General features: G+C 36.5%; 16 protein-coding genes. 7 read left to right on the top strand and 9 right to left on the bottom strand.

Translation table 11 applies throughout. The features are described from left to right. Window positions 1–199: 199 nt before the first annotated feature. Entirely contained in the window at window positions 200–1,567 is a 1,368-nt protein-coding gene (gene purB, locus DNK85_RS06750; RefSeq protein ID WP_407919666.1) for an adenylosuccinate lyase, read from the top strand. On the opposite strand, the gene DNK85_RS06745 is transcribed toward purB, so the two are convergent. Then, window positions 1,560–2,261 (bottom strand): DUF445 domain-containing protein, encoded by a 702-nt coding sequence (locus tag DNK85_RS06745; RefSeq protein WP_119328815.1) that lies wholly within the window; start codon window positions 2,259–2,261, stop codon window positions 1,560–1,562. The two genes, purB and DNK85_RS06745, sit on opposite strands and share 8 nt — an antisense overlap. Before the next feature lie 229 nt (window positions 2,262–2,490). On the opposite strand from DNK85_RS06745, the gene DNK85_RS06740 reads away from it, so the two are divergent. After that, window positions 2,491–3,114 (top strand): fumarylacetoacetate hydrolase family protein, encoded by a 624-nt coding sequence (locus DNK85_RS06740; RefSeq protein ID WP_119328883.1) that lies wholly within the window; start codon window positions 2,491–2,493, stop codon window positions 3,112–3,114. 39 nt (window positions 3,115–3,153) lie between these two features. Here DNK85_RS06740 and orn read toward each other — a convergent pair whose 3' ends face one another. Together orn and efp are read right to left on the bottom strand one after the other, a co-directional pair. Beyond that, entirely contained in the window at window positions 3,154–3,705 is a 552-nt protein-coding gene (gene orn / locus DNK85_RS06735; protein ID WP_119328882.1) for an oligoribonuclease, read from the bottom strand. 13 nt (window positions 3,706–3,718) lie between these two features. Next, complete coding sequence (efp, locus tag DNK85_RS06730) at window positions 3,719–4,288, bottom strand: elongation factor P (RefSeq protein ID WP_119328814.1); 570 nt, start codon at window positions 4,286–4,288, stop codon at window positions 3,719–3,721. A 49-nt stretch (window positions 4,289–4,337) separates the two neighbouring features. Here efp and epmB point away from each other — a divergent pair, with 49 nt between their 5' ends. Together epmB and DNK85_RS06720 are read left to right on the top strand one after the other, a co-directional pair. After that, on the top strand, window positions 4,338–5,378 hold the full coding sequence (gene epmB / locus DNK85_RS06725; RefSeq protein ID WP_119328813.1) for an EF-P beta-lysylation protein EpmB: 1,041 nt from the start codon (window positions 4,338–4,340) through the stop codon (window positions 5,376–5,378). Window positions 5,379–5,463: 85 nt separating this feature from the next. After that, window positions 5,464–6,042, top strand: a complete 579-nt coding sequence (locus DNK85_RS06720) for a chorismate mutase family protein (protein WP_119328812.1) — start codon at window positions 5,464–5,466, stop codon at window positions 6,040–6,042. Here the strand turns inward: DNK85_RS06720 and waaF are convergent. From waaF to DNK85_RS06705, 3 genes are all read right to left on the bottom strand, one after another. Continuing rightward, the gene (waaF, locus tag DNK85_RS06715; protein ID WP_235842400.1) at window positions 5,975–7,099 is read right to left on the bottom strand and encodes a lipopolysaccharide heptosyltransferase II; all 1,125 of its coding nucleotides are present in this window, start codon (window positions 7,097–7,099) and stop codon (window positions 5,975–5,977) included. The genes DNK85_RS06720 and waaF overlap by 68 nt on opposite strands. Continuing rightward, entirely contained in the window at window positions 7,023–7,208 is a 186-nt protein-coding gene (locus DNK85_RS06710) for a zinc-finger domain-containing protein (RefSeq protein WP_119328810.1), read from the bottom strand. The genes waaF and DNK85_RS06710 overlap by 77 nt, the downstream gene beginning before the upstream one ends. Before the next feature lie 90 nt (window positions 7,209–7,298). After that, a complete protein-coding gene (locus DNK85_RS06705) occupies window positions 7,299–8,015 on the bottom strand; it encodes a Crp/Fnr family transcriptional regulator (protein WP_162896569.1) in 717 nt (238 codons plus the stop codon). Between the two features lie 192 nt (window positions 8,016–8,207). On the opposite strand from DNK85_RS06705, the gene DNK85_RS06700 reads away from it, so the two are divergent. The 3 genes from DNK85_RS06700 to DNK85_RS11520 are packed head-to-tail and all read left to right on the top strand — an operon-like array spanning window position 8,208 to window position 11,194. After that, window positions 8,208–9,815 (top strand): cytochrome ubiquinol oxidase subunit I, encoded by a 1,608-nt coding sequence (locus tag DNK85_RS06700; protein ID WP_119328808.1) that lies wholly within the window; start codon window positions 8,208–8,210, stop codon window positions 9,813–9,815. Next, entirely contained in the window at window positions 9,815–11,014 is a 1,200-nt protein-coding gene (gene cydB, locus DNK85_RS06695; RefSeq protein WP_119328807.1) for a cytochrome d ubiquinol oxidase subunit II, read from the top strand. Before DNK85_RS06700 ends, cydB begins: the two co-directional genes overlap by 1 nt. A gap of 21 nt (window positions 11,015–11,035) precedes the next feature. After that, window positions 11,036–11,194: a hypothetical protein gene (locus DNK85_RS11520; protein ID WP_162896568.1), complete on the top strand. Its 159-nt coding sequence runs from the start codon at window positions 11,036–11,038 to the stop codon at window positions 11,192–11,194. Between the two features lie 33 nt (window positions 11,195–11,227). On the opposite strand, the gene DNK85_RS06690 is transcribed toward DNK85_RS11520, so the two are convergent. From DNK85_RS06690 to DNK85_RS06680, 3 genes are all read right to left on the bottom strand, one after another. Further along, the gene (locus DNK85_RS06690; RefSeq protein WP_162896567.1) at window positions 11,228–12,040 is read right to left on the bottom strand and encodes a carbon-nitrogen hydrolase family protein; all 813 of its coding nucleotides are present in this window, start codon (window positions 12,038–12,040) and stop codon (window positions 11,228–11,230) included. 92 nt (window positions 12,041–12,132) lie between these two features. Continuing rightward, window positions 12,133–12,516, bottom strand: a complete 384-nt coding sequence (locus tag DNK85_RS06685; protein WP_119328805.1) for an aspartyl/asparaginyl beta-hydroxylase domain-containing protein — start codon at window positions 12,514–12,516, stop codon at window positions 12,133–12,135. A 10-nt stretch (window positions 12,517–12,526) separates the two neighbouring features. Further along, window positions 12,527–12,709: hypothetical protein (locus DNK85_RS06680; protein ID WP_119328804.1), on the bottom strand; the 183-nt coding region annotated here is incomplete at its 5' end.

Raw genomic sequence — 12,709 nt, 5'->3', positions numbered from 1 at the left:
TTTACTGCATAAGTAGTAATCTAATATAAGTCGAAGTCTAGTATCCTGTTTCAAGTACACTTCTTGATTTCTCTTGGAGGGGCAAATATTAAATCATAACTGCAAAAATCATGAGAAATTTTAGAAATAGCGTTTGAGGGTATTGAATAGTTTTTGTTACAATCTTGATACCTTTATTTTTGAATGTTGAGTCTTGTTGATGGATTCCATATTTTGTTTGTCACCTGTTGATGGTCGCTATGCTGACAAAGCGTCTCTTTTACGTCCTTTTTTAAGTGAGTATGGTCTGATTTATTATCGAACACTTGTTGAGGTCAAGTGGCTGAAGCATCTTGCTAATACACCTGATATTGCTGAAATACCACACTTATCGCATGACGCCTTAGCTGTTTTAGATGGTATTGTGAATAACTTTAGTGAACAGGATGCGCTTACAGTCAAAGAGATTGAGAAAACCACGAATCATGATGTCAAAGCCGTTGAGTATTTTATTAAAGATAAAATTACAGAGGATGCAGAGCTTGCTAATATCAGCGAGTTTATTCACTTTGCCTGCACTTCTGAAGATATCAATAATCTTTCTTATGCCTTGATGTTAAAAAATGCGATTGAAAAGGTCGTATTACCTGAAATTAAACAGGTGCAAGATTTTATTCAAAAGTTAGCAAGTGACTTTGCTGATCAGCCGATGTTATCACGCACTCATGGGCAACCTGCCTCACCTACAACGCTTGGCAAAGAGCTTATTAATGTCGCTTATCGCTTATCACGTCAAATAAAGCAATTAACGCAAATTGAGTATTTGGGGAAAATCAATGGTGCGGTCGGTAATTTTAATGCGCATGTTGCAGCATATCCTGATATTGACTGGCAAAAACTGTCTAAGTCCTTTGTCAAGAGCTTAGGGTTAAGCTACAACCCATTAACAACACAGATCGAGCCACATGACTATGTTGCTGAATGCTTTGATTGCTTATGTCGCATTAATACGATTTGTATTGACTTTAATCGTGATATTTGGGGATATATTTCTCTCAATTACTTCAAACAAAAAACCATTGCTGGTGAGATTGGTTCATCAACCATGCCACACAAAGTTAACCCAATCGATTTTGAAAATGCTGAAGGCAATTTGGGCCTTGCTAATGCGTTAATGAATCATTTATCTGCTAAACTGCCAATCTCACGTTGGCAACGTGACCTGACCGATTCAACAGTATTGCGTAACATTGGTGTAGGGTTAGCTTATAGCCTAATTGCTTATCAAGCGATGTTAAAAGGTATGAAAAAGCTTGAATTGAATCGCGAACCGATTTTAGACGACTTAAAACATAATGTTGAAGTCTTAGGTGAAGCAGTACAAACCGTCATGCGTCGTTATGGTATTGAAAAACCTTATGAGAAACTCAAAGAATTAACGCGTGGCAAGCGCATCTCACTGAATGATTTATCAATTTTTATTGATGATTTAACTTTACCACATGCAGTGAAAGAAAGTCTAAAAGCGATGACGCCAGCCAATTACATTGGTATTGCCGAGCAATTGTGCCAAGAGCATATTAATTAAAAAAACTGGCAATAAGCCCAATAATAGCACCAAAAACACCTCCCCAAACCACTAACCAGCCAAGATGTTTTCTAATCATCTCTTGAATGATATTTTTAACCATTTTAGGTGTTAGCTCTTCTAAACGCGCATCAATCATAGACTCAAGCTTTTCAGCAATATGATGGGCGTTTAATTGATCAAGCTTAAAACTGCCATTGTGATTAGCATTACTTAGCATCGCCATGATTGATTTTTCCATTTTGACTTTGAAAGAGGCGCGCATCGGCTCAATCGCATCCCTTCCGCCTAAAAAAGATTCAATCATGCTGCCAAATTGGCTTTCCATGATTGCCTCAACAAAACTATCAAATAGCAAATCATAATCAACCTTTTTAGCAATCGTATCTTTGAGGCTGTTTTTTTCATTAGAAAAAGTGCTCAATAAGAAACGCTCAAGATATTCAGTTTTGAAAAATTGCTTTAATAGCATATTTTTAATTGCACGTTTAAAGCCTTCAAATTGGCGTGGAATAACGCCTGAGCCATAAACGAAGGGAATTTTGTCAAAAAGCATTACAATTGCAAGCCAATTGGTAATGGCGCCAGAAAGTGCATAGAAACCAACGGCCTTAAGTTGAGTGTTAGCAAATAACACACCTAAAATACTAATGATTAAGGCGATAAGATTTGTCATAAAACTTTTGTTAAACATAGGTGTAATTGTTTCCATTAATGGGTTAAGAACGGCTGGCTATCATAAGAAAAAATCTTAAATCAATCAAATATTCAATCGATTAATTTAAGGATTTTTGCTTATGTTACGCATTACAGAGGATTTTACCCATCATAAACTACTTTGTAACCAAGCACCGCAAAATGATTTACGATGGGTATAGAAACTGTTAGCCTTACTCTACTTTGATTAGAGTCATGAAATGTATATGCAAACTGTTACTTTTAATCGTAAAAGAGTTTCCCCTTTAAAAATAGTGTGTGTTGGACGTAATTATTTAAATCATATTAAAGAGCTTAATAATGAAGTGCCTAAAGACCCTGTGCTTTTTATCAAGCCCAATTCAGCGATTAGTGAGGCTTTGGCAATTGATTCCGCGCGTACACTGCACTATGAAACAGAGTTATGCTTATTAATGGAATCACAAAAAATTGTAGGCATTGGCTTAGGGTTTGACTTAACGGATCGCAATCTACAAAGTAAGCTTAAGCAAGAAGGACTGCCATGGGAAAAAGCCAAAGGATTTGATGGTGCAGCAGTTTTTAGTGAGTTTATACCGTTAGAGAAGGTGAGTGATTTAGCAGATTTTTCATTTAAATTAATAATCAATGGCATTGTGAAACAGCATGGTATATATCAAAATATGTTGTATAAACCACAAGATCTGGTGCATTATATTCAACGCTATTTCACATTAGCAGATCATGATATTGTGATGACAGGGACACCTGAAGGCGTTGGTGAAATTAAACTCAATGATGTTTTTGAGCTGAATTTATATCTTAAAGAAAAAATTGTGTTAACAAAACAGTATGTAGTAAGCAATCGCTAGTTGGTAGGTGGCTTCAACACTACTTAGTCAAGCATTGCGCTACTTATCTAGATTTAATAAGTTAGCCTGATAAAACTTCATCTCATCGATTGACGCTTTAATATCATCTAAAGCTAAATGTGTACTTTGTTTGTTGAATTGCTGCAAAATCTCTGGGCGCCAGAATGAAGCGGCAATTTTAAATGAACTGACATCAAACAAGCGATAATGAAAATAATCTTCCAAAGTTGGCATATATTTGGCTAAAAATTTACGATCTTGCCATACAGAATTACCACACAAAGGAGACTGGCCTTTTTTGACATGTGGCTTAATAAAGTCAAGAATCAAATGCTCTGCTTCATTTAAACCAATTTTGCTTTGTCTGACACGTTCCGTTAAGCCAGATTCACCATGTGTTTTAACACACCATGAATTCATGCTTTTTAATACCTCTTCATTTTGATAAATGGCAATCGCAGGTGACTCAGCCAAAATATTCAAATCTGGATCGGTAATAATGGCAGCGATTTCAATAATATGACATATATCAATCTCAAGGCCAGTCATTTCAAGATCAAGCCAGATAAGATTGCTTTTTGTTTGTGCCACGTCGCTCACAACCTTAGTCCTTAGCGCGTGAAACGTATTCAGCAGTACGTGTATCTACTTTGATGACTTCATCAACTTGGACAAATAAAGGCACTTTGACTACAGCACCTGTTTCAAGTGTTGCCGGTTTTCCACCAGTACCTGCTGTGTCACCCTTTAAGCCTGGATCTGTTTCAACAATTTTGAGTTGTACAAAGTTTGGTGGGGTAACGCTAATCGGTTCACCGTTAAACAAAGTGATCGCGCATTGGTCTTGCTCTTTGATCCATTTTTTACTATCAGCTAACGCTGTTTCAGTAACGTTATATTGCTCAAAGGTTTCGTCATGCATAAAGACATAAAACTCACCATCGAAGTATGAGTAGCTTGCTGAGACCTCTAAGACATCCGCAGCGTCAACGGATTCGCCAGATTTAAATGTCTTTTCAATGACGCGACCATTTTTTAAATTGCGTAACTTAACCCGATTAAATGCTTGACCTTTACCCGGTTTAACAAACTCGTTTTCAACGATAACCATTGGATTGCCATCGATTAATAATTTCAGACCATTTTTAAATTCATTAGTACTAAAACTTGCCATCTTTTTCCTCTTTAGTATATTAGCGCTACTTTATTTCAAAACGCCCAACATGATACACGAAAAACACACCACACAACAGGATAAAGCGAATAAAGAAGCTAAAGCATATGGCAAAAGCGCAAACTGGAAACACGCATTGGCAACTGGATTTGCTCGTTGGCAGGATTTAGCACATTTTTTGGAAATTGATCCTACATCTTATAATGCACCTATACTTAAATCATTTCCAATGCGGATTCCCTTAAGCTTCGCTTCACGTATGAAAAAGGGAGATATTAATGATCCGTTATTGTTACAGGTTTTGCCATCAATAAGAGAGTTTGAATTAACAACTGATTATGTGAATGACCCTTTACAAGAAGGGGACTTCAATCCTTCAAAAGGCATTTTACATAAATATAAAAATCGCGTGCTATTGATACTTCATCCTGCGTGTGCGGTGCATTGTCGATATTGCTTTCGTCGAGAATATGATTATCAAGCACAAACGCAATCAAAAATGCTTTGGCTTAATGCTTTTGATTATATACGTAAAAACACTGAACTGGATGAAGTGATTTTCTCTGGTGGTGATCCGTTAATGCATAATGATACCTTATTAGCATGGTTTTTGAGGCAAATTGAGGCAATTTCGCATATTAAACGTTTACGTATTCATACACGTATCCCGGTTGTTTTGCCTGCGCGAATAACCAATGATTTTATTGATATATTTAAAGAAACACGATTACAAAAAATTATGGTGATTCATGCGAATCATGCCAATGAAATTAATGATGAGGTTATTATTGCGCTAAATACCCTTAAGAAGGCTGCAGAATTTACGTTATTAAACCAATCAACCCTACTTAAAGGGGTTAATGACAATGTATATGTCCTAAAAGAATTATCTGAGTCACTTTTTGCCGCAGGTGTGATGCCATATTATTTACATGTGCTAGATAAAATCAAAGGTGCTGCGCATTTTGATATCGATACGGTAAGTGCAAAAAAAATACACACTGAGCTTAAATCATTGACCTCAGGATACCTTGTTCCCAAATTAGTGCAAGAAGTGGCACATGAAACAGCAAAAACCTGGATAAACTGATATTTTTTATATAAAAGCATTGAAAGTAGGCGTTTGATGTAGCTTAATATCATGAGTTTTATGGTTTTACAATGAGAAGAAAATCATGTTAAAGATAATAACAACAGTAAAAAAGGTTTGTTTTATGGCACTAATATTAACCGGTATGTCACATGCATCTGATTGTGACATCAGCAAACTCACTAACGTATTTAACTTCATTGCCAAGCGTGCCGAAGTCATGCAGCTAATCGCTGCTGATAAATATTCAGATAAGACAAGTATTTACGCACCAGCACGTGAAATACAGGTATTGCAAAACATACAAACAATTGCCAACAAGGAAAAGTTACCACTTTACCCAACCTTAACCTTTACCCAATTACAAATGGATATGTCAAAGTTTATTGAGCAATATTGGTTAAGTAAATGGTTAGCTGACCCTAAAAGTTTCAACCATAAAGACCTAGATTTAACTAAATTAAGAGCTACTATAAGCAAAGTCGATAAATCGCTTTATCCTGCGATTAAGGAAGCATTACCATCACTAAAACGCTGTTCATTAGCAATTAGCTCAAAGGCATTCAAAGAAGCAATGCACAATGTTGAAGGGGTGCCTAGTAATCCGGATTATGTGAATATGATGTTGGCGAGTTTAGTGGCAATTTCTCAAGCTCAGCAATAATCGTACTTGGTAGCAGTTTATTCATGCAATCCATATGTCCCAGAGGGCATTCACGTTTAAAACAAGGACGACATTCAAGACCTGGAAGATGAATACTCTTTGCTAATGGGTTTAGTGGTGGTGTGAATTGATCTGACGTTGAGCCATAAATAACAAGTGTTGGAATATTAAGCGCGCAGGCAATATGCATTAATCCGGAATCATTGCTTACAACACGTTGACAACTAGCCAATAGATAAACTGCTTCTGAAAGCGTTGTTTTTCCGGCTAAATTAAATAAATGTGCGTGATGGTTGCAACCTTTACTAATATCCGACGTTGTTTCCTGATCTTTGCTGCCACCTAGTAAAAGCACTTGATAATCGTGATCTAAAAGGTATTGCGCAAGCTCAGTATAATAGGCACTTGGCCATTTTTTAGCAGGACCAAACTCTGCCCCTGGACACAACGCAATAATTGGTTTGTCTTTAATTAAGCGGTATTTATTAAGAATTGCTTCGACTAAGCTGTTATTAACGTTGAATTTAGGGTAAGGTAGCTTTGCGGGTAAGCGCTCTTTTTTAGCAATGCCCAATGCACAAAAACGCTCGATCATTAACGGGTATTTTGTTTTGTTGAGTTTACGGCGATCATTTAAAAGCACGTATCGCACTTCACCATGCCAACCAGTTCGTTTTTTAATCTTGGCAAAAAAAGGAATGAGTGCTGACTTCCATGAATTGGGTAAAACCAGTGCATTGCTATATTCTTTATCTTTAAACTCGAGTCCTTTTTGCTTGCGTGCACTAAACCCAAACTCACCATGTTTAAAATCAAGCTTAAAAGCTTCATTAATTTCAGGCATAAATTTTGCCAATTCACAACAGTGTTTTGGTGCTGCAATATCAATTATACAATGTGGATCTAAAGTTTTAAGAAAACGAAAAAGTGATTGTGACATCACCATATCACCAACCCAACTTGGTGAGATGATGAGATATTTACGCATGAGAAGTAGATGGATTATCAACAATAAAGCGTGTGCTGCAGTATGGGCATACGCCTTCATTTCGATCATGCAGGTCAATATATACGCGCGGGTGCTGATTCCAAGAAGCATGTTCAGGAATAGGGCAGCAGACCCTTTGTCCACTGGTAACCTTGACGATTTGGATATCTTTTGACATAAAAAAACCTTTTATTAACTACTACTATGTGTAGTGTAGCATAGCGTGTGTGTTGCGACAATTTCTGACTTACTGAAAATAGCTCTGAAGTTATAACTTACAACCTAATACCAGTGTTTTAAGCTTAGGCATATCAAGTATGGTAATATCCTTGTGCTTGGCTTGGACAATTTCATCTTTGGCCAGTGTTTTAAATGCGCGAGAAACTGTCTCAATACTTAGATTAAGGTGGTTGGCAATTTCAAGATGTTTCATCGGTAGCGTGAATGACTTGTTAGAATAACCACAGCGCTTTTGATGATAGCTTAAACGATATATAAACTGAGCAAGTTTAATATGTGCTTCATACGATGCATCAATAAGATGGGTTATGGCATTCATTTTTTTACTCATTAATTGCAAAAAATCTAAGTTTGATATTGTATTAATAGAAATTGTTTGAACAAAACTATGATAATCAAATCCACACACAGTACTATCTTCTAAGGCAATAGCATTTAATTGGTGATAACTGGTTTCAATGCCATCAAACCCTAAAGCATCTCCTTGCAAACAAAAATCAATGATATGTTCATGCGAGTTTACTAGTTTAAAACTACCGGCGCGCACGCTATAAAGAGTAGTTAAAGTACGATTAATCGCATATAGGGCATCACCTTTTTTAACATTAACCACAATTGATTTAACCTCAGTTAACATTCTGTCATTATTAAAAGAGTTAATATTAAGTGCATTGCATAAATCACGACAATCACAAAAATGGCAGGTTTTAGGGCGATCAGTTGGTTTGTACACTTGTCGTATCACGTCGGTTTAGTTTTATTTATTCTAATAAGAATTGTCAGGCATTGTGCCAAAAACTTGATATATGTCAACAAACAGCAAGCTTAAGCCACTGATTTATATCTAATAGTTTAAGACTACAGGTTACTCGAATTACAATACAGATAAGGTACTTTAGTACTGATAACAACATTTAATCATCTAAAGGGTAGTAAAATGATACCAAGTCTATTATCAGTGGAGCTTGCGCGTTGGCAGTTTGCCTTTGTTGCATGCTTTCACTTTATTTTTGTACCATTGACACTAGGGCTTACGTGGATTATTTTCACGATGGAGCTTATGTATGTTATTACAGGCAAGCAGGTCTATAAGGACATGACTAAATTTTGGGGTAAACTCTTAGGGATTAACTTTGCTATAGGTGTGCTGTCAGGCTTAACGATGGAATTTTCATTTGGTTTAAACTGGGCATATTATTCGCAATTCGTCGGTGATATTTTTGGCACTCCATTAGCCATTGAAGGGTTGGTTGCCTTTATGCTTGAGTCAACATTTGTTGGGATGTTTTTCTTGGGTTGGAATAAGCTCTCTAAGAAACAACATCTCTGTGTGACATTCTGTTTGGCAATTGGTTCAAATTTATCAGCACTTTTAATTCTGGTTGCCAATGGCTTTATGCAAGTACCTGTTGGTGGTGAGTTTGTCTGGCAAACTATGCGTATGGAAACGACACACTTATGGGATTTATTTATCAACCCGATTGCGCAGATTGGCTTTGCGCACACAGTCATTGCCGGTTATGTGACATCTTCTGTTTTTGTTATTGGTATTAGCGCTTTTTATCTATTACGTAAAAGAGATGTTGCCTTTGCTAAGCGCTCAATGGGTGTTGGCTTAGGTTTTGGCTTAATCGCTTCACTAATGGTGATGGTGATGGGCGATGAGCAGGGCATTTTAGCTTATAAATACCAACCAATGAAGCTTGCTGCGATTGAAGCAGAATGGGGCACACAAACGCCTCCGGCTAATTTTAATGTCATTGCTTTTCCCAACCAGTCTAAGCGCAAGAATGATTTCTCAATTCAAGTGCCTAAATTATTAGGACTATTAGCAACGCATTCTTTTGATCAGAAGATTTATGGCGTTAACACCATACTGTTTAATGGCTATACTGATGTAATGACAGGCAAAGAGATTCCAGCGGTTACTACAAGAATTGCTAATGGCGCCAAAGCTTATGAAGCAATGATGAAAATGCGAGATGGTTCAGCAGCAAAAAGTGACTACGCCACTTATAACGAATATCACCAAGATCTAGGTTATGGTATGTTGCTATTACGTTATTTGCCAGTCGGTGAGCCATTAACTCAAGCGACTTCTGAGCAAATCCGTGCTGCAGCCTTAGATACTGTACCAAATGTTTCAACCATATTTTGGACCTTTAGAGTGATGGTTGGTATTGGTGTATTTATGTTTCTTGTGATGGTTGTGGGCTTGATCTTACTTTTTAGAAGAACTTTATGGGAAAAGCGTTGGGTTTTACGAACCATGCTTTATATGATCCCATTACCGTGGATTGCTTGCTTATGTGGTTGGATTGTTACAGAACATGGGCGCCAACCGTGGACAGTGTATGATATCTTGCCAACAACCGTAAGCTCATCAATGATCAATGGCTGGGATATTTTGTTTACGCTCGTAATATTCTGCTTGTTCTATGGCTTATTATTTGCTGTTGAAATGTATTTAATGTTTAAATTTGCGCGTCTAGGTCCAAGTGGTCCTCTTAAAAAAGCGCCAGCAACGATCAAGGAGAACCAATAATGATGGATTTATATAGTGTTATTCAGTTATTAAGTTGGTTAGCGGTTGGTCTTATCATGTTTTTGACAGCTGCGACGATGTGCTTTGACTTTGGTGCTGGTATCTTGGTGCGTTTTGTCGGTAAAAATGACAATGAAAAACGTGCTATTATTAATATTGTTGCACCAACATGGGATGGTAATCAAGTATGGTTAATTACAGCAGGTGCTGGACTGTTTGCGATTTGGCCACGTGTCTATGCTGGCTCATTTTCAGGTATGTACTTAGGTGTGCTTATTGTGCTATGGGGCTTGTTTTTACGTCCTGTTGCCTTTGAATATCGCCACAAAATTGAAAGTACTAAGTGGACTGGTTTTTGGGATTGGATGCTATGCTTAGGTAGCTTAATTCCCATCTTGATTATCGGTGTTGCCATTGGCAATTTATTCTTAGGCTTACCATTTCAATTTGATCCGCATAGCTTACGTTTTTACTACGGTGAAACCAAAGAATTGGTACAAGAGCCTGCCTTTATCTCACTCATTGGCTTACTAAGACCATTTGCACTATTAATTGGTATTTTTGCTGTCATTATGTCGATTATGCATGGTGCATCATATTGTGCTATGCGCACCAGTGGCGTTTTATTAGATCGTTTTGTCAAAATCCAAAAAGTAAGTGCATGGCTTTTTATCATCCTATTTGCCATCGGTGGTATTTGGCTTATCTTTATTCCTGGCTTTCACTGGCAATTAGCAAGTGACTTAAGCACGTATTCACAAGCGATCAATCACCCATTAACTGGTGGTGTTGTGACAGTGACACAAGGTGGTTGGTGGCGTAATTATGGCAATCATATTTGGATGCTAATCGCGCCTGTATTAGGCTTTGTTGGTGCCATAATGGTGTTACACTTTGCTAAAAAATCAAATCCACTACTTGCATTTTCAGCTAGTGTTATCGCATGCTTTGGTGCAGTTTTCACACTAGGATTTAGCTTGTTTCCATTTATCATGCCATCAAGCATTGAGCCTATGCAAAGTATGGTACTTTGGAATTCAAGCAGCTCATTGATTTCATTGATTGGCATATTAATTGTGGCAGTCATTATGCTACCGATTATTTTTATCTATACGACTTTTGTCTACAAGAAAATGTGGGGTAGAGGTACTAAAATGACAGCACAAGAAATTGAGCAACGTTCTCATGAGTTATATTAAGAAGGTTAAGGAGTTTTAAAAATGAAAATAATTGTATGGATTATTGGTATTGTCGCTTTGGTGTTGTCATATGTGTTTGAAAGTTTTTATATATTCTGGTTAGCAACGGCTTTTACCGCTGTAGTTGCTGGTTGCACCGTGGCGCATAATGTTGATAAAAACCTGCAAGCTGAGCAATAAATAGCATTATTTTTAGATTACAGTTAATGTCTATTAGTCGCTTATAGCTATTTTATATGGACCGTCATTTAGCTCAAGGTTGGAATAATTAAGCTTGGAGTATTGTGATTGTTTTAGATCGATCGAGGCTGAAATAACTAAGCAGTCTAATCCTGCAGAAACAATATTTTTTCCATCAGGTCCAATAATACATGTCATACCGCCCATTTCTTTGAAGCGATTACTCATTTTGCTATTTTCAATATTATTTTCACCTATAAAATTACAGGCAATCATATACATATGGTTTTCATAAGCTCGAGTTCGAACCAATAGATTCCACATGTCAACACGTTGCTTGCGTATGGTTGAAGGAATAATAACTGCATCAACGTTATTTTTGGCATATTCTCTAAAAACGTTTGGAAAGTGTATATCATAACAAATAGCAAGCCCGATATTACCCCATGGTGTTTTAACAATTTGTAAAGAATCACCTTCTTCAAAAATCTCAGGTTCAGAAGCAACAAGATGTATTTTTATATATTCTGAAACCAAATGACCCAAGTCATTAAATACAAGTATTGCATTATAAATTTGTGTATTTTCTTTAAAAACAAGAGGGACAAACATCCATATTTCATATTCTTTAGCCAATGAGCTAAATATGGAAAGATAATGGTTTTTAGTTAGTGCTGTATTTTGAATAATATCTTCATTTATAGGAACATTATAGTACTCCGGAAATACAATAATATTAGCTTCTTGCTGTTGGGCAGAGCGTAAGTATTCTTCTGTGATTTCCATTAACATCTGCATTTGAGTAATTTGCATAGGTTTTTTCTGAACTATACTTATATTTAACAAAATAGCGGACTCCCATTAGATTTCATGAATGGTTAAATGACTATATTAGTAATTTGTTGATCAATGTTAGATATTATAATGTCAATAATGATTTAAACCATATTTTCCCCTTGCCAATTAAGCTGATATTCTAGCCCATATTTTTTAAAAGTTTCATCACTTACCTTGTCTTCTGTTGTAAATATTCCTAAGCCAAGAGGGTTGTCTATCATTCTTTTATTAATAAGATCTGTCTCGAGGCTTAACATTTCCTGTCTGTTTTTATCTGGTTTTAAAAAGTCAATAACAAGGGCAACTCTTGGTGTTTTTGTCCTATTATGAGGACAGTGAGGAAAGGAGTGATCTAATAATAATATTTCTCCATTATGCCACCTATAAATATCACCACATATTTTCATTGCAATATCGCCCTTTGGAATATCAAGTCCAAGATAAGCTCTATACATGTGTGGATTATAATTAACATCTCTGTACACGATGATTTTTTCATTTGAGTAGCTCCTGTAATGGTCGATTTAAAATCTTAAGGCAGAGCTTAAAATCTCTTATGCTAAAAGCTGCTCTTTGATAAGCATTAGCAATCATATCCAAGCCATACCGGAAATAGCTAGACTGTAACCGACCATGTTTTTTACGTTTGATTGGCTTTAATTTAGCGTCTTTGTATTC

The sequence above is a fragment of the Cysteiniphilum halobium genome (assembly GCF_003574425.1).
GTDB classification, from domain to species: domain Bacteria; phylum Pseudomonadota; class Gammaproteobacteria; order Francisellales; family Francisellaceae; genus Caedibacter; species Caedibacter halobius.
Note: the sequence above shows the minus strand (reverse complement) of the source record. Positions and strands in the feature narration are given on the sequence as shown.